Origin of the sequence: Marinobacter sp. bablab_jr008 (assembly GCF_016464145.1) — a bacterium.
GTDB lineage: Bacteria > Pseudomonadota > Gammaproteobacteria > Pseudomonadales > Oleiphilaceae > Marinobacter > Marinobacter nauticus.
Genome location: NZ_JACDWW010000052.1, coordinates 131510 through 148718, shown reverse-complemented (window position 1 = coordinate 148718; position 17209 = coordinate 131510). Strand labels below are relative to the sequence as shown.

At 59.2% G+C, this 17209-nt stretch carries 16 protein-coding genes; 11 read left to right on the top strand and 5 right to left on the bottom strand.

Going from position 1 to position 17209, the window contains the following annotated elements; genetic code table 11:
* The first annotated feature begins 55 nt into the window (after positions 1 to 55).
* From JIF53_RS07040 to minE, 5 genes are all read left to right on the top strand, one after another.
* Positions 56 to 334 carry a DUF1244 domain-containing protein gene (locus JIF53_RS07040; protein ID WP_011785796.1) on the top strand — a complete coding sequence of 93 codons (279 nt, stop codon included), beginning with the start codon at positions 56 to 58 and terminating at the stop codon, positions 332 to 334.
* On the top strand, positions 334 to 723 hold the full coding sequence (locus JIF53_RS07035) for a HopJ type III effector protein (RefSeq protein WP_011785797.1): 390 nt from the start codon (positions 334 to 336) through the stop codon (positions 721 to 723). Before JIF53_RS07040 ends, JIF53_RS07035 begins: the two co-directional genes overlap by 1 nt.
* Positions 720 to 1469 (top strand): septum site-determining protein MinC, encoded by a 750-nt coding sequence (gene minC / locus JIF53_RS07030; RefSeq protein WP_014420726.1) that lies wholly within the window; start codon positions 720 to 722, stop codon positions 1467 to 1469. The genes JIF53_RS07035 and minC overlap by 4 nt, the downstream gene beginning before the upstream one ends.
* A gap of 65 nt (positions 1470 to 1534) precedes the next feature.
* Positions 1535 to 2347 (top strand): septum site-determining protein MinD, encoded by an 813-nt coding sequence (gene minD / locus JIF53_RS07025; RefSeq protein ID WP_011785799.1) that lies wholly within the window; start codon positions 1535 to 1537, stop codon positions 2345 to 2347.
* Positions 2348 to 2350: 3 nt separating this feature from the next.
* The gene (minE, locus tag JIF53_RS07020) at positions 2351 to 2602 is read left to right on the top strand and encodes a cell division topological specificity factor MinE (RefSeq protein WP_011785800.1); all 252 of its coding nucleotides are present in this window, start codon (positions 2351 to 2353) and stop codon (positions 2600 to 2602) included.
* Positions 2603 to 2616: 14 nt separating this feature from the next.
* Here minE and JIF53_RS07015 read toward each other — a convergent pair whose 3' ends face one another.
* Complete coding sequence (locus JIF53_RS07015) at positions 2617 to 3624, bottom strand: DUF2804 domain-containing protein (RefSeq protein ID WP_199452147.1); 1008 nt, start codon at positions 3622 to 3624, stop codon at positions 2617 to 2619.
* Between the two features lie 137 nt (positions 3625 to 3761).
* Between JIF53_RS07015 and JIF53_RS07010 the strand changes: the two genes are divergently transcribed.
* The 3 genes from JIF53_RS07010 (at position 3762) to JIF53_RS07000 (ending at position 6472) form a co-directional block, all read left to right on the top strand.
* A complete protein-coding gene (locus tag JIF53_RS07010; protein ID WP_199452146.1) occupies positions 3762 to 4487 on the top strand; it encodes an START domain-containing protein in 726 nt (241 codons plus the stop codon).
* Between the two features lie 83 nt (positions 4488 to 4570).
* On the top strand, positions 4571 to 5062 hold the full coding sequence (locus tag JIF53_RS07005) for an HPP family protein (protein WP_014420722.1): 492 nt from the start codon (positions 4571 to 4573) through the stop codon (positions 5060 to 5062).
* A gap of 24 nt (positions 5063 to 5086) precedes the next feature.
* The gene (locus JIF53_RS07000; RefSeq protein ID WP_011785804.1) at positions 5087 to 6472 is read left to right on the top strand and encodes a PhoH family protein; all 1386 of its coding nucleotides are present in this window, start codon (positions 5087 to 5089) and stop codon (positions 6470 to 6472) included.
* Between the two features lie 3 nt (positions 6473 to 6475).
* On the opposite strand, the gene JIF53_RS06995 is transcribed toward JIF53_RS07000, so the two are convergent.
* Positions 6476 to 7483 (bottom strand): AraC family transcriptional regulator, encoded by a 1008-nt coding sequence (locus JIF53_RS06995; protein WP_011785805.1) that lies wholly within the window; start codon positions 7481 to 7483, stop codon positions 6476 to 6478.
* 90 nt (positions 7484 to 7573) lie between these two features.
* On the opposite strand from JIF53_RS06995, the gene JIF53_RS06990 reads away from it, so the two are divergent.
* From JIF53_RS06990 to JIF53_RS06980, 3 genes are read left to right on the top strand one after another with little or no spacing between them, the layout of a single operon-like run.
* The gene (locus JIF53_RS06990; RefSeq protein WP_153741560.1) at positions 7574 to 9187 is read left to right on the top strand and encodes an FAD-binding dehydrogenase; all 1614 of its coding nucleotides are present in this window, start codon (positions 7574 to 7576) and stop codon (positions 9185 to 9187) included.
* A gap of 4 nt (positions 9188 to 9191) precedes the next feature.
* Positions 9192 to 10379, top strand: a complete 1188-nt coding sequence (locus tag JIF53_RS06985) for an L-lactate dehydrogenase (protein ID WP_199452145.1) — start codon at positions 9192 to 9194, stop codon at positions 10377 to 10379.
* Complete coding sequence (locus tag JIF53_RS06980; protein ID WP_199452144.1) at positions 10376 to 12034, top strand: acetolactate synthase large subunit; 1659 nt, start codon at positions 10376 to 10378, stop codon at positions 12032 to 12034. Before JIF53_RS06985 ends, JIF53_RS06980 begins: the two co-directional genes overlap by 4 nt.
* 71 nt (positions 12035 to 12105) lie before the next feature.
* Here the strand turns inward: JIF53_RS06980 and JIF53_RS06975 are convergent, their stop codons facing one another.
* From JIF53_RS06975 to JIF53_RS06965, 3 genes are all read right to left on the bottom strand, one after another.
* On the bottom strand, positions 12106 to 13800 hold the full coding sequence (locus tag JIF53_RS06975) for a methyl-accepting chemotaxis protein (protein WP_199452143.1): 1695 nt from the start codon (positions 13798 to 13800) through the stop codon (positions 12106 to 12108).
* Between the two features lie 148 nt (positions 13801 to 13948).
* Positions 13949 to 15301, bottom strand: coding sequence for a sigma-54-dependent transcriptional regulator (locus JIF53_RS06970; RefSeq protein ID WP_011785810.1), 1353 nt, complete (start codon positions 15299 to 15301; stop codon positions 13949 to 13951).
* Entirely contained in the window at positions 15298 to 17112 is a 1815-nt protein-coding gene (locus JIF53_RS06965; RefSeq protein ID WP_023008866.1) for a sensor histidine kinase, read from the bottom strand. The genes JIF53_RS06970 and JIF53_RS06965 overlap by 4 nt, the downstream gene beginning before the upstream one ends.
* Between the last annotated feature and the right edge of the window lie 97 nt (positions 17113 to 17209).

The window sequence follows — 17209 nt, the reverse complement described above, 5'->3', positions numbered from 1 at the left end:
CATGCCGAGAATGTCAGGAAATCCCGATAGTCCCGGCAAGCAACAGCGAGGCCCCATGAGTAACCCGATTCCCGAGTCTGAACGCACCGAAATCGAAGCCGCCGCCTTCCGGCGCCTGGTGCAGCACCTGCGTGAAAACAACGACGTCCAGAACATCGACCTGATGAATCTGGCGGGTTTCTGTCGCAACTGCCTGTCCAAATGGTATCGGGCCGAAGCGGGAGAGCGGGGGTTCGACATTTCAGATCCGGACGCCCGGGAAGAAATCTACGGCATGCCGTACGAAGAATGGAAAGCCAACTACCAGACCGGCCCCAAGCAGGATCACAAATAATGAATGTTAATGAAGCGGTTCGTATCCACCTGGCCTCAGTGCAGGCCGGTCATGCCGATTTCGACGACACCCTGAAACTGATCAATCAGTATTTCGAATTTCGGCCCACCGGTTTCAGCAACGGCCCGCTTCGCAACGAGACTGGCGAAAACGCTGGCTCCTGCCGGGTCTTCGGCCTGGGTCAGTACTGTAATCTGAGCGAGACCGACACCCTGCGCCTGTTCGCCCAACACTACGAGCAGGTGCTCGGCGACCCGGCCGGGGACAGCCATGGTAACATTCGCCAGTTTATCAGCACGGGCTGGTCCGGCATCCGTTTCGATGCCCCTCCGCTGCGCGCCCTCGGAGATGCCCATGCCTCAGACACCGGAGAACAGGTCCATCCATGAGCGATTCCGCAGCCACCGACACAAAACAGAGCTTTCAACTGAAGAGTGCCAGTGTTTCCCTGACCGCCCTTGAGCTTTACTACTTCGACAACGACGAATTTGAAGCCAATCTTCGGGACAAGATCAGCCAGGCGCCGGGCTTCTTCAAAGACATCCCGCTGATTATCAGCCTGGAGAAATATGAAGGCCTGGACAGCGAACTCGATTTTTTCAAGATGATCGGGACCTGCCGCCGCCACAACATCCATGTGATTGGCGTACGTGCCGCCAACGACGATCAGCGCCGGCTTGCCCGGGGAGCCTCCCTGGCACTGCTGCCCGGCGGCAGCCTGAAAGAAAAGCCGGCCCAGGAAGCTCCGGCACAAGCCGAACCGGAAGCGGCCGCTGCACCGGAGCCTGCAAACGAACCGGCACCGGCAAAAATCATCAATCAACCGGTTCGATCAGGGCAGCAGGTATACGCGCCGGAAGGCGATCTGATCATCCTTGCGCCGGTGCAGGCTGGAGCCGAAGTTCTGGCTGCCGGCAATATTCATGTATACGGCCCGTTACGCGGGCGGGCGCTGGCCGGCATTCACGGTGCCGAGTCTGCCCGGGTGTTCTGCCAGTCACTTGAGGCGGAGCTTGTGTCCATCGCCGGACACTATAAAATCTCCGAAGATCTTCAGGACATTGGCTGGAAAAGCGCTGTGCAGATCCAGCTCAGGGACGATGTACTGGTGGTGACGCCACTGGACAAGGCCTGATGTTGTGACAACCGATAACAACAGTTGAAACCATGACGAATCCACCGAGAAACAGGAACTGAACCTTGGCTAGAATCATTGTCGTTACCTCAGGAAAAGGCGGCGTGGGCAAAACCACCACCAGCGCCTCCATCAGCACTGGTCTGGCAAAGCGTGGCCACAAGACCGTCGTGATTGATTTCGACGTGGGTCTGCGCAACCTGGACCTGATCATGAACTGCGAGCGCCGGGTGGTGTACGACTTCGTTAACGTCATTCAGGGCGAAGCGACTCTCAACCAGGCCCTGATCAAGGACAAGCGGGTAGAAACGCTCTATATCCTGCCTGCCTCCCAGACCCGCGAGAAGGAAGCTCTCACCAAAGATGGTGTGGAGAAGGTCATCAACGAACTGTCCGAAACCTTTGACTACATCGTGTGCGACTCTCCGGCCGGCATCGAACATGGCGCGCTGATGGCGCTCTACTATGCCGACGAGGCGATTGTCGTCACCAACCCGGAAGTCTCATCGGTACGGGATTCAGACCGTATTCTCGGCATCCTGCAGAGCAAATCCCGGCGGGCAGAAATGGGTCAGGACCCGGTCAAGGAACACCTGCTGCTGACCCGCTACAACCCGGACCGGGTAGAAAAAGGCGAGATGCTGTCGGTACAGGATGTTGAGGAAATTCTGGCCATTCCCCTGCTGGGCGTGATTCCCGAGAGCCAGATCGTACTGAATGCCTCCAACCAGGGCCTGCCGGTCATTCTGGAGGAGCAGAGCGATGCCGGCCAGGCCTATGAAGATGCCGTTGCGAGGCTGCTGGGTGAGGAACGGGAACACCGTTTCATGACGTCCCAGAAAAAAGGCTTCTTCTCACGGATGTTTAAAGGGGGCTAAGGGATGAGTTTTTTCGATTACTTCAGAAGCAAGAAAAACAGTACCGCCAGTGTCGCCAAGGAGCGACTGCAGATTATTGTGGCCCATGAGCGGGGCCAGCGTGAACAGCCGGATTACCTGCCCCAGCTGCAGCAGGAGCTGTTGCAGGTGATTCGCAAGTACGTTCAGATCAGCGACGACATGGTACAGGTGGAGGTGGATCGCAATGACCACTGCTCCGTGCTTGAATTGAACGTCACCCTGCCCGAAAAGTGATGGCTACGCCCGGTTTACCACCGGGCAAAGTGGTCTTCCATCAATCCCCGTAAGCCGTTTACGGGGATTTTTTTGCCGTTTTCATCCGCAACCGTACCCTGGAAAGTGCCCACAAACTGACGGAAATTGGAGGCAATCACCCAGGCGTTGAGCTTTTCCCGGCGCGCGCCCGCGGGCACAAAACGGAGGTCAACGCGGCCATCGTCGGTGGTGACCCGCCAGTCTGCCCCGGGCTGATAGCGATCGAACTCGAATCGGGCCGGCCCCAGCAGAACGCGACGCCCGTCAAGCCACAGGGCGTTCTCGGTCATCCCGGTTTCGTTCACCCCTGCGGCCAGGTTCAGCCCTACTGAAACACCATTGTCGGCAACCCCAGCCAGACAGGCCCAGTTCCAGGCGGTTTCCCGGCGCATGAAGCCGCAGCTCCAGTCGATGGCTCCACGGCTAGACTCATCGCAACGCCAGACCATATCGCCCAGGCGCACTTCACCGTCCACCGTCAGTCCGGCCGATTTCCGGGTGAACACCCAGCCGTTGTATCCGGCCGGCGACACCAGCCGCAAGGGTTGTTCGGTGTCCCGCAACTCAAGATCCACCCGGATATTACCGGGCCCGCTCACTCTCACATTCCGACCGCCCGTGGCCGGTTCGATGGCCATGCTCAAGTCGCCTTTGCGGAACCGGGCGTAACCGCGTTCGGGATAAGGCTCTATGTTCGTGTTCCTGGCCAGAGGCTGTAAAAACGAATGCTCGAACATCTGTCCGCTCTCGAAATCGAACAGATAGAAAAAGCCATTACCAACCAGGTTCAGATCCACAATAGCCAGGCCAAACACCCAGCCCGGCGCCATCGCACTGACAAACTGGAACTGGTTGAAACGCCAGTGTCTGGCCAGGCGGGTCCGAGGCTTGTCCATCACCGTGCGCAGGTCGTAGTCGAGATAATTGATGGTGTCGACAGGGTGCTCCATCAGCCCTGGCGTTATTCGTCCGCGGGCATCTACCAGTTTCTGTGTTGTCATAATGTTCGTCAGATCAGGCCAATCGTGGTGTGCGTTGTGTAACTAAGCTACCTGGTTCACAAACCCCCGCATTCACAGGCGGGGGGCATTGCGCCCCGTGGTAGACTCGGCTCACTCTTACAACGGAAGTTTAGCCTATGACCACAACCAGAGCCCACGGCGTTAGCCGCCTGATTTCCGGCATTATGGGCCTGTTGATGACCTTGTCTGTGTCCGCCAGTGAAACCGGCCCGTTGCCATCGGAAGATGCCGAGGCCTGGTCACTGCGCAAGGAAGTGGACAATGTGCGGATATACACCATGGCGCGGGAAGGCTCGGGGTTCGAGGCTTTCAAGGCAGTAGCGGAACTGGACGTTCCTATCGAGAACCTGATGGCCGTCATGGTCAATCCGGAATCCTGTGAGGAATGGGTTCACAACTGCACCGAATCCCATGCCTTTGGGCAGGGGGACTTCCACGATCGCTATGCCTATTCGGTCAACGATATGCCGTGGCCGGTAGCCGACCGGGATTATGTACTGCGCATCCGTACCCGCGGCGACGCGTCCACCGGCGAGATTGTCATGGACCTCAACGCCACTCCCAACATGCGGGCCGAGTTCAACAGTCGCGTGCGGGTGGACCGCTCCGACACACTCTACCGGTTTACTCCCAAGGGCGACCGAACCCGAATGGTCTGGGTGCAGCACACCGAACCCAACGGCGCATTGCCCGGGTGGCTGGTCAATAGCCTGATTGTCGATATACCGGTCAAATCCATCCTCGCACTGGAAGCTGTCGCCAAACAGGATCGCTATCAGGGTTACCAGTTGCAATGGGGCGAAGACGGCACATTGCAGGGCGTAAGCCCGGAAGCCCGTTAACCCGACCCACAATGCAGGGGTGACGGCAGGCCACGGAACGGCTAAGCTTCATCAAAAGCACAGCAAACGGAAGATGCCCGCACATGAGTGTTCTCGCCCATGAGATCATGACCCCAACCATCAAGGCTGTCCCCCACAACTGGACTATGGATCGCCTCGCCAGGTTCCTCACCGACAACGAAATCACCGGCAGCCCGGTTACCGACGACAACGGCGACATCATCGGCATAGCCACCCTCAAGGACATTACCGAATTCCGTTGGAATGCCTCCCGTTCCGGCGATCAGCCCAGGCTGACCGAAGAGGAGCAGGAAGAGGCCCGGCGTCTGCGTATGGTCATCTTCGAAGAGATGGGCAAGGTTCCGGTTGAAGTCCGGGACATCATGACGCCCATTGTTTTGTCGGTTGACGAAGACACGCCAGTGCGAGACATTGCCAATATCATGATGCGAGAGCACCTGCACCGGATCTTTGTCACCCGGGATTCAAAAATCACCGGTATCATAACCACTTATGACATGCTGAAACTGATCTCCGACAGAGACCTGACGCAACGCTGCGCCGAGACCGACTGAGCCACCAGAGAGGTAGCGCCCCCTATGCCAAGAGCACCGCAAGCTCGCCGGAAAATGTATGTCCTCGACACCAACGTCCTGATTCACGACCCGAATGCCCTCCTGAACTTTGAAGAACATGATGTCATCATTCCGATGACCGTCCTCGAAGAACTCGACAGCCTGAAATCCGGCAAACAGACGGTTGCCGCCGACTGCCGCCAGGCCATTCGCAACATCGACAAACTGCTGGGTGATGCCAGCCCCAAGGACATCGAGAAAGGCGTGCCGATTCTGCGCGGCAAGAAAGCGGACCCACTGGGCACCCTCTCAATCATCATGAGCACCGAAGGTGCCGGCAATCACTCACTGCCGGAGCACCTGAACGACAACAAGATCATCAACACCCTCGCCGCCCTGCAGGCACGCCACAAATCCCGGGATATCATCCTGGTCAGTAAAGACATCAACATGCGGTTAAAGGCCCGCGGCTTTGGTGTCGAAGCCCAGGACTACCACAACGACCAGCTACTTGACGACATTGACCTGCTGCCCAAGGGCTACAAGGAGTTCCCGAACTCGTTCTGGGACGGTATCGCCAAGGTGGAAACCATCCAGCGGGAGGGAGTGACGGAACACCTGCTCAAACGCGAAGGGGAACTGGCGAAGCTGAACATCAACGAGTTCGTGATTGACGAGCAGGGCTTCATCGGCAAGGTCGTCGATATCTCCGAGGACCAACTGGTGCTCAAGGATCTGCACCAGCATGACCTGATGAATGAAGAAGTCTGGGGCCTGGTACCCAGGGATATCTATCAGGCCATGGCCCTGAACCTGTTACTGGACCCCGACATCCACCTGGTGAACCTGACCGGCTCGGCGGGTTCCGGTAAAACCATTCTGGCCCTGGCCGCCTGTATTGAAATGACCGTGGCCAGCAAACTCTACAAACGCATCATCGCGACCCGCTCCACCCAGGGCCTGGATGAGGATATCGGTTTCCTGCCCGGTACCGAAGCCGAGAAAATGGAACCCTGGCTGGGTGCGATCGTGGATAACCTGGAAGCTTTGCACGAAGACGATGAGAACATGACCGCCAGTGTCGACTACATCCTCAGCAAAGTGCCCCTGCACTTCAAATCCATGAACTACATCCGGGGCCGCAGCTTCCAGCACAGCCTCATCATCATCGATGAATCACAGAACCTGACCCCGCACCAGATCAAGACCATCATCACCCGGGCCGGTAACGGCTCCAAGGTGATATGCCTCGGCAACCTGGCACAGATAGACACCCCCTATCTGAGCCCACTGAGCTCCGGCCTGACCTACATGACTGAGCGCTTCAAGGGCTTCCGCCATGGCGGTCACATCCATCTGCAAGGCGTACCCCGTTCGGTACTGGCCGAGTTTGCCGAAGCCAATCTTTAGGCTTCAGTGCGCCCCCTGTTTGCGCCAGCGAGCCGGGGGCATGCCCGTCCAGCGATGGAATGCCCGGTAAAAGGTACTGGCCTCTGCAAATCCGAGCGATAAAGCGATCTCTGCCAGGGACAACCCCGATTCCCGCACCGCCGCCAGGGCGAGCTCCCGGCGCACCTCGTCCAACAAGCTGTTGAACGTATAGCCCTGTGCCTCCAGCCGACGGGCCAACGTACGTTCGCTGAGCCCCAACATCCTGGCCGCTTCTGCCCGTCGTGGAAGGTTTGGCCCCATCCGGGCGACCAGCCATTGTCGAAGATCCTCTGCCGACACAGCGCCCTTTTCCAGCGCCGCCAGCCGTCCTGCATTGTACTGTTCATGTACACGGGCAAGGGCCGGATCTGCCTGTGGTAAAGGCCTGTCCAGCACCTCATTACCCACCAGCAAACCACTGAACGCCTGCTCGAACTCCACCGGGCAACCAAACACCTCCCGGTACCCTGACAGCGGCCCCAGACGGGCCTGACTGAATTGCACTCGCACAGGCCCAACCGCAGAACCGGCAATCCAGTCGGTCAGGCTGACCACGGCCGACAGCACCGCTTCAATCTGATGCGGACTGAACGCCAGACGCCCCTGCCGGGGGTGGTAGACAATCCAGGTGCCCCTGCTACCCGGTATCATCTGGAAGCGACCGCCATCAGAGATCAGCCGCTGGTATTTCTGGACCAGGGTGATGGCTTCGCGCAGCGTGGCGGCGCTCTGCATGGCGAAACTGACCGCATCAATACTGGCCGGCCGCACCCCGGCGCCAACTTTCAGACCAAACCCGGGATCCCGCGTGCACTGCTCCGCGGCGTGCCAGAGACGGGTAATGAAGTCGATGGGCCATCGTTCGAGAGACAGGGCCCCGGCCGGCAGACCAGCGGTTTCCAGCAACAGGTTCTCAGGAACGCCCAGATTCTTCGCGGCATCGATCACGGTATTGACCCAGCCCATCGATACGGTGGCTTCTAACGTCAATTATTACGGCCTCTGAAGTCAATTCAGAACCGATCATAGCGTTATATGGTCTGTAACAACAAAATCAAAAATACAATCCGGAAACGCACCATGGTGAAACCTGTTAGCTCAGACCTTTTGATTGCCGGCGGCGGACTGGCGGGCATTGTCACCGCCCTGGAAGCGCTGCGGGCTGGCAAGTCCGTAACCATTGTTGATCGTGACAGCCCCGAACGCTTCGGAGGTCTGGCGCTGTGGGCCTTTGGCGGCATGATGCTGATTGACACGCCGCTGCAGCGGCGCATGAGAATCGCCGATTCGCCGGAACTGGCGCTGAACGACTGGCTGCGTTTCGGCGAACTGGACCCAAACGATGAGTGGCCTGTGCAGTGGGCCCGCTATTACGTTGAGCATTCCCGTACCGAGGTGCACGACTGGCTCGCTGACGAGGGCATCAAATTCATGCCGGCGGTGAACTGGGTGGAGCGAGGCCGGTTTGGCGATGGCAACAGCGTGCCCCGCTACCACATCACTTGGGGCACCTCCCGGGAACTGGTGCGCTGCATGGTCAATGCCCTGCACGAAGCCGACACCGGTGGCAGACTGGCCATTCATCACCGGCACCGAATTACCGCACTCGACCATCAGGCCGGTGAGGTCTGCGGCGCCGTTGCCATTAACGAGGAAACCCGCGAAGAAGTGCGGTTTGAGGCTCCGAACGTGGTGCTGGCCATGGGCGGCATCAATGGCAGCCACGCCGAATGCCGGGCCAACTGGCCCAAACATCGCCCGCAACCGGCCACCATGCTTAACGGTGCCCATCCCTTTGCCGATGGCAAGCTGCACCACTGGGCCAAAGACCACCTGGGCGCGCGCATTACCCACGCCGGCGAAATGTGGAACTACGCGGCGGGCTTTCCCCACCCCTACCCGCATTTCCCGGGCCACGGCCTGTCTACCATTCCATGTAAATCCGCACTCTGGCTGAACCACCGGGGCGAGCGCATCGGGCCGGAGCCCCTGGTGACCGGCTTCGATACCCACTGGCTTTGCCAACGGGTGGCCGAACAGGAAAAACCCTGGACCTGGCACCTGCTGAACCGGCGTATTGCCCTGAAAGAATTTGCCATCTCCGGCGCTGAACACAACGCCCGAATCCGGGACAAACAATTCCCCCTGTTCCTGAAAGAACTGCTGCTGGGCAACAAACCGCTGGTAAATCAGATGCAGCACGAAAGCCGCCACTTCCTGGTGGATGACACCCTGGAAGGGCTGGCGAAGAAAATGAACGCCCTGACCTGCTCCCTGGACATTGACGCTGCCACTCTGAAAGCCACCGCCGATGCCTTCGATGCCAATTTCAGCAAAGGCAGCCAGCTGAACAACGACCCGCAAATCCGCATGATCCGCCACGCCCGCCAATGGGGCCCGGACCGGCTGCGCACTTGCAAACCGGCGCCGCTGCAGAAACCAGGGGCCGGCCCCTTCATCGCCATCCACATGCAACTGACCACCCGCAAAAGCCTGGGTGGCCTGCGCACCGACCTGCAAAGCCGGGTACTGGATGCCCGTGGGCAACCCATCCGCGGCCTCTATTGTGTCGGCGAAGCGGCCGGTTTTGGCGGCGGTGGCAGCAATGGCAAACGGTCACTGGAAGGCACCTTCCTGCCCGGTTGCATTCTGACGGCGCGGGCTGCCGCCCGCTCCATCACCAAGGGAAACTGAGACCATGCCCCTGAGTTATCCGGCCACCGCCGCCGATTACCAGCAACTCGCTCGCCGTAAACTGCCCCGGTTTCTGGCAGATTACCTGGACGGCGGCGCCACCGAAGAACACACCCTGCGGGCCAATGTCCGCGGCTGGCAGGATATCGCCCTGAGCCAGCGCGTGCTGATTGATGTCGATAACGTAGACACCCGCACCGAGTTGGCCGGGCAATCCTGCAGCATGCCTGTCGCCCTGGCGCCTCTGGGGCTGGCCGGAATGATGGCACAACGGGGAGAAGCCCAGGCAGTAAAAGCCGCCAATGCGGCCGAGGTGCCTTTCACCCTCTCCACCGTTGGCATATGCCCGTTGGCAGAAGTGAAAGCAGCCGCCACGGCGCCGTTCTGGTTCCAGTTGTACATGATTCGCGACCGGGGCTACGTAGAAAACCTGCTGAAAAAAGCCTGGGATTCCGGCTGCCAGACGCTGATCTTTACCATCGACCTGCCCCTGCCCGGCCCCCGGCATCGGGACACCCGTAACGGCCTGAACAGCGCCGGCGCCCGTTCTGTTGCGCTCAAAGCGCAGCAACTGCTATCCAGGCCCGGGTGGCTATGGCAGGTAGCGATAAAAGGTAAACCCCTGACCTTTGGCAACCTGAGCGACGCAGTGCCAGAGGCCAGTAACCTGGACTCCTTCAAGCAGTGGGTCGATACCCAGTTCGATGCCTCCGTCACCTGGCAGGCCATCGAATGGCTGCGGGAACGCTGGCCAGGGAAACTGATCCTGAAAGGCATACTGGAAGTGGATGATGCCAAAGCAGCCGTCAACGTCGGTGCCGATGGCATCGTGGTCTCCAATCACGGCGGTCGTCAGTTAGATGGTGTGGCCGCCACCGCCCGCAAACTCCCGGACATCGTGGCCGCCGTCGGCAACGACACCGAGATCCTGGTGGATGGCGGCATCCGCAACGGCGTAGACGTTTTCCGCGCCCTTGCCCTGGGAGCCAACGGCGTGATGATTGGTCGCCCCTGGGCGTGGGCCCTGGCGGCAGAAGGTCAGGCTGGATTAACCCGACTCCTGAACACCTGGCAGCAGGAACTGAAACTGGCCATGACCCTGACCGGTGTCACCAGAATTGCCGATATCAACGAGACCCATCTCGACCGGACCAATACAAACGAATTGACCCAAGCTGGAGAACAACAATGACCAACGGCGCTCAGGCACTCATGAAAACCCTGGTGGATTCGGGTGTTGAAGTCTGTTTTACCAACCCAGGCACCAGCGAAATGCATTTCGTCGCCGCCCTGGACAGCGAACCCGGAATGCGGGCGGTACTGGCCCTGTTTGAAGGCGTCGCCACCGGTGCCGCCGACGGCTACGCCCGGATGGCGGACAAACCCGCTGCTACCCTGCTGCACCTGGGCTGTGGCCTGGGTAATGGCCTGGCCAATCTGCACAATGCACGCAAGGGTAAGGTACCGGTGGTCAACATTGTTGGCGACCATGCCACCTACCATGTGAAATACGACGCCCAGTTGCAGTCTGACATCGAAACGGTCGCTCGCAACATCTCCCCCAGTTTTGTGCGCACGTCACAAAGCACAGAAGCCCTTTGCCAGGATGCCGCCGAAGCCATCACCGCCGCCCGGGGCCTGCCAGGGCAGGTAGCCACTCTGATTCTGCCAGCGGATGTGTCCTGGGGCGAAGGCGGCAAGCCTTGTGCCGCACCCACTCAACCGCAAGCGCCTGCAGCTGAAGATAGCGCTGTTAAAGCGGCCGCAGAAGCCATTAAGAGCGGTAGGAAAACCGCCCTGCTGCTGGGTGGCCGCGCCTTGCGTGAGCCCGCTCTGCTGGAGGCGGCACGCATTGCCGCTCACAACGGTGTCACCCTGTTTGCCGAAACCTTCCCAACCCGCATTGAACGGGGCGCCGGCCTGCCGCCGGTGGAGCGGATCGCTTACCTGGCGGAACTGGCTACCCTGCAGCTCTCCGAGTTTGACCACCTGATTCTGGTGGATGCCAAGGCCCCGGTATCCTTCTTCGCCTATCCGGGCAAACAAAGCTACCTGGTGCCAGACAACTGCACGGCTCACACTCTGAGCACACCGGAGCAGGATGCCACCACCAGCCTGAAAAAGCTGGCCGATACTCTCGGTGCCAGCAATGCCCAACCCAAGCTGCAGGCGCCCGGCCGCCCCGGCCTGCCCAAAGGTAAACTCACCGCCGAAAAAGTTTGCCGGGCGGTGGGCGAACTGATGCCCGAGAACAGCATTATCGTGGATGAAGCCATCACCTCCGGCCTGATGCTGAACGCCATGACCGCAGGCTCACCACGGCACGACCTGATCACCCTCACCGGCGGGGCCATCGGGCAAGGCATGCCCAACGCCGTCGGCGCAGCCATCGCCTGTCCGGATCGCCAGGTTTACGCACTGATCGGTGACGGCACCGCCATGTATACCAACCAGGCCCTGTGGACCATGGCGAGGGAAAACCTGAACGTGATCACCATCATCTTCAACAACGCCTCCTACTCGATCCTGAACGTAGAACTGGAACGGGTTGGCGCAGAAGAAGCCGGTGCCAAGGCGAAATCACAGCTCGACATCAGTGGCCCGGTCACCAACTACGCGTTGCTGGCCCAGAGCATGGGCGTGCACGGCACCCGGGTAACCACGGCGGAAGAGCTGATCAAAGCCATGGAATACGCCAAACACAACCCCGGCCCGCACCTGATTGAAGCGGTGGTACCGGAATCCCTGAATGGCGTAAAAAGAAAGGTGCTGCCCTGGCTGCTGAAGTCGCTGCCGAGCCTGCCAAGGCCGCTGACCAAAGCCCTGAAAAAGAAGATCGCGCCCTGATCCAGGCAAAAAAAAGGCGCAGGTCACTTGCGTGACTGCGCCTTTTCCTTCGACTGGATAGGTAACTCTGCTCAGACCCGGTAGCGGCTGACCTGGTCGGTCAACTCACCGGCCAGTGCCTTGAGGCGCTGGGTCGCTTCGCCGGCGCGACGGGTTCCCTGGGCAGTCTGTTCCGAGATTGCCACGATTTCGTGGACATTCTGGTTGATGGTTTCCGACACGCTGGTCTGCTCTTCCGCAGCACTGGCAATCTGGGTGTTCATATCGGTAATCGTGTTCACGGCCTGGGAAATACGCTGCAGCGCTTCGTTCACCTGGCGGGTTTCCTCCACGGTTTCCTCGCTGCGCTGGCTGATGGCGCCGATCAGCATTACCGCCTGCTGGGCACCTTTCTGCAGCCGCTCGATGGTCGCCTGGATCTCCTGAGTGCTCTTCTGGGTCCTGCTTGCCAGCGTACGTACCTCGTCGGCAACCACGGCAAAGCCACGGCCGGCTTCTCCGGCGCGAGCCGCCTCGATGGCAGCATTCAGGGCTAACAGGTTGGTCTGGTCGGCAATCTCCCGAATAACCTCCAGCACGCTGTCGATCTGGCGGGAGTCGGTGCCCAGTTTTTCTATGACCTGAACACCCTCTTCCACCTGTTTGGAGAGCCCGCCAATCACCTCGATGGCCTGGTAGACCAGCCCCTGGGCATCGGTTACCTGAGCGGTAGCGTGGCCAGCCGAATCCGACGCTTCACTGGCATTACCGGCCACTTCCTGGGCTGCGGCGGTCATCTCGTTCATGGCGGTGGCTACCTGATCACTTTCCGATTTCTGGCGCTCAACGCCCTGCTCGGCTTCCACCATGACCTCGTTCAACTCGCCGGTGGTAACATTCAATGTCTCGGCCGACTGGCGGACCTGGCGGACCAGCCCATGGACCTGATCCGCAAAGCTGTTGAACGCCGTGGCCAGCTGCGACAGCTCGTCCCGACCCGAGACCTCCAGCCGACGGGTAAGATCCCCGTCGCCACTGGCAATGCCATTCATCGCCGTCACCGCCGACTTCAACGGACTGATAATGCCGCGAACCACGACAAGGGCAAGGAAGACAATAATGGCCAGAGCGATCAGGGAGGTGGTCACCGAACCAATGATTGCCTCACCCAGGGAATTTCCCACCCGCTGCTCCATGGAAGCAACCTGAGATTCCAGGCCGTCAATCCAGAATCCGGTGCCAATCATCACGCCCCATTTCGGCAGCATTTCGGCATAGCCTAACTTGGGGGCTACGTTACCGGTTTCCGGGTGTTTCCAGCCATAGGGTACATAGCCGCCACCATTGCGCGCAGCCTCGATCAGTTCGCGAATCAGGTAGGTGCCGTTCGGGTCCTGAAAGCCCCAGAGGTTACGGCCTTCCAGGGCGGAATTGACACCATGCATCACCGAAACACCTTCCGTGGTATAGGCGAACAGATAGCCCTCACTGCCGGAGTCGTCAAAACGCAGTTGCCGCAAGATGTCCCAGGCCTGCTGCTGGACCTCAGGATCATTGGCCGAGCCCGGCTGCTCATACAGATGCTGGATGGACGTTTTCGCCAGTTCCAGATAGTTGCGCAGTTCCTGGCGCTTGCTGGCCTCCATGTCTTCCGAGAAGCTTGCAACCGCCTGCTCTCCGATCGAGCGGGCCTGATTCAGGTTGTAAGTGGTCAGCAATGCAGTCAGAACAATAACCGGCACCAGTGCCAGCAACAGCACCCTCGCCTGGATGGTCAGATTCTTCATGTGGTGTGTTTTCCGTGGTTGGAATGACTGTCGGAGAAGTCCGCTAAAAAAAGATTAGCAATCCTACAGAAAAACACACGACAGATTTATCGAGGAAACCTCGTGGTTTGTAAAACCAGTGCAACCGGGGCGTTATCTTTTGTAATGGTCAGTCTTTGAACTCGGCTTTGTCCAACCCGTGTTTCTTCATTTTGTCATACAGCGTCTTGCGGGCAATCCCGAGCTGCACCATGGTGTCCTTGATGCTACCGTGGCAGGCGTTCAGCGCACTGACAATCGCCGAGCGTTCAAAGCCATCCATCATTTCCGACAGCGTCTGCCGGCTGGCAATGTTCGGTCCGCTGGCAGAATCGCCTTCGGCCAGGGCTGCCGGGCCCAGCAAGACATATCGCTCGGCCAGGTTACGCAGTTCCCGAACGTTGCCGGGCCAGGAATGCTGCATCAGCCGGGCAGCCTGACGTGCGTCCAAAGGCACACTCTCCCGGTCATAGCGAGCGGCAGCAATCAGCACAAAGTGATGGAACAGTTTGGGGATGTCTTCCTTTCGCTCCCGCAACGGCGGAATATCCACTTTCACCACATTCAGTCGGTAATAAAGGTCGGACCGGAATTCTCCCTTGTCACTCAGTTCTTTCAGATCGGATTTGGTGGCGGCGATAATACGTACGTCCACGTCCACGACCTGGTTGCTGCCAAGCCGCTCAACCCGTTGCTCCTCAAGAACCCGGAGCAGTTTTATCTGCAACGGCATGGGCATACTTTCCAGCTCATCCAGGAACAGGGTTCCCCGATGAGCGTGTTCTATCTTGCCAACACGTCGTTTGTCAGCACCTGTGAAGGCACCGGCCTCGTGCCCGAACAGCTCGCTTTCGATCAGATTCTCGGGTACAGCGCCGCAATTGATCGCAACAAAATTGTGGCTGCTGCGTGGACTGTTTTCATGGATATATCTGGCCAGCGCGTCCTTACCGGACCCCGTCTCACCATGAAGGAGCACGTTTGCGGAGATATCCAATACCGGATCAATGGTCGCCATCACCCGTTGCATAGCCGGCGAATCGCCCAGCATCCGGGGGCCGGGGCGGGCAAGGTGTCGGAGCTGAGCTTTCAGCCGCCGGTTCTCAAGCGCCAGATGCCGTTTCTCAAGGGCATGCCGCAGAAGTTCAATCAACTCCTCGTGATCAAACGGTTTCTCGATGAAATCGTAGGCACCCTGCTGCATGGCCGATACCGCCGTGCTGATATCGCCCTGACCAGTCAGCAGAATGACCGGAATATCTTCATCAATCTGCCGGATGCGCTGCAACACATCCAGGCCGTCCATGCCCGGCATGTTGTAATCACACAGGACGATGCCCTCGAAATCCGGATGAACCTCCTGCAAGGCTGACGCACCATCCGCAAAACAGGCCACCGGGATATCCTCCAGCTCCAGGGTCTGTTCCATCAGTGGCCGGATATCCGGGTCGTCATCGACAAAAATGACTGAAGCGGTTGTCATTCCTCTGCCCTACGCTGTTTCAATTTGAGAACGAACTCGGCACCCGGACCATCGTCACGATTGTGGCCGACCAGGTTTCCGCCCAGAGCTTCAACGATCTGACGGGAAATGGAAAGCCCCAGGCCCAACCCCTGTTTGACAGAGCGGGTGGTAAAAAACGGTTCGAACACCTTCTCTGTGTTACCGGGAAGGCCATGCCCATTGTCTCGAACCCGGCAACGCCAGCTCCCCTCTTCCTCATCAATCATGATCTCGATCAACGGCTCGTCACGGCCTTCAACCGCCTGAACCGCGTTCGCCACCAGATTGACCATCACCTGTTCGATCCGGATCAGATCGCCGTGGCACATGACCGGCTGCTCCGGACGATGCCAATCGATGACAATGCCGCTACTGCTGTGCTGGGCACGAATAATCTTGAGGGCTCCATCCACCGCCAATCTGAGATCAACCACCGACGGGGGGCCCTCGGACTTTCTCGCGAACACCTTAAACTGTCGGATGAGCTCCGCCATCTTGTCGCACAGGGCGACAATTTCCCCCAGGTTGGCATCCACCATATCGGTGGCCCCCCGCTCCAGAAACTTCCGACTGTTGCGGGCATAACCCTGGATAGCGGTCAGGGGCTGATTGATCTCGTGGTTCAGACCCGCCGACATTTGCCCGAGCACCGCGAGCTTGGCAGCCTGGATGAGCTCTTGCTGGGTTTCACGCAACTCCGTCTGGGCTCTCTCCCGCTCCTGTATCTCTTCCAGCAGTTGGTCATTGGAACGTTTAAGATCGGCTGTCCGCTGAGCAACGCGACGCTCCAACTGCTCTCCCCTCAAGGCCAGTTCACGTTCCCGCCGGTATCGTTCGCGGAGATACAACCAGGTAAGGAACCCGGCCAGGAACAAGGCCAGCCCGCTGACCAGGAAACCGGCGCGGGTCCAGAGTACTGATCGCGTCTCGGTCAGTACCATCAGGCTCCAGTCCAGCCTGGGCAGGTCCACCTCGACGGTCAGGTACGTGCCGACACTGTTGCTGTCCCGTAACTGAATCCGTGTGGAATAATCCGCCAGCCCCCAAGGCTTGCCAGTGACCGAGAAGTCAACAGGCGCTAAATCCCGCTCGGGGTAACGCTGCCGCACGCGGGCGGTTTTTTCGGCCTTGTCACCTGGCCGAAAGTCCCGATACAACCACTGGCTGCGACTGGACAGAAAACTGATGCCGTCGCCGTCCAGCACCACCATTTGCGCCTGCTGGGTCGATTCTGGCCGGTGCCACTGCGACTCCAGCTCATGGACCAATATCTTGATGGCTACGACCCCGAGCATTTTGCCCCGCTGATCGCGCACCGGATGAGTGAAGTACAGACCACGCTCCAGGGACCGTAAACCCAAGGCGAAATAGGCCACTGAATCTCCGGTTTGCACGGCTTCAGAAAAGTAGGGGCGAAACGCGTAATTATTGCCAACGAAGGTGTCCGGCTGGCCGAAATTGTTGGCCGCAATCGTCAAACCAGACAAATCCATCAGGTAGATATCTGAGCCGCCGACAATGGTGGCCATTCTTTGCATCTGCTCGTTGGCGCGAAGCAGGGTCACGGCATCATTCGGTTGCTTGAGCGCGTCGGCTAACAGGGGGTGTTCGGCGATAAGAGCCGGTACCGGCAGATACCGGTTCAGCTCATTCGCAACCAGTTGTCGGTACCGGAAAGCCTCTTGCAGGGCCTCCTGCTCCAGCTGGCGATAACCGTACCAACCGCCCAGAAGCCAGGACAGCAGCATGATGACAACCAGAATCACAACGACGCTGAAGCGCTGGAGCATGGAATTCAGTTCCGAAACATCAAAGAGGGGCTTCGGCCAAGCCTAGCGCCCCCGGACCGGCAGGACAACCCGCTCAGCGGCAGGTTGTCCTCCGGGT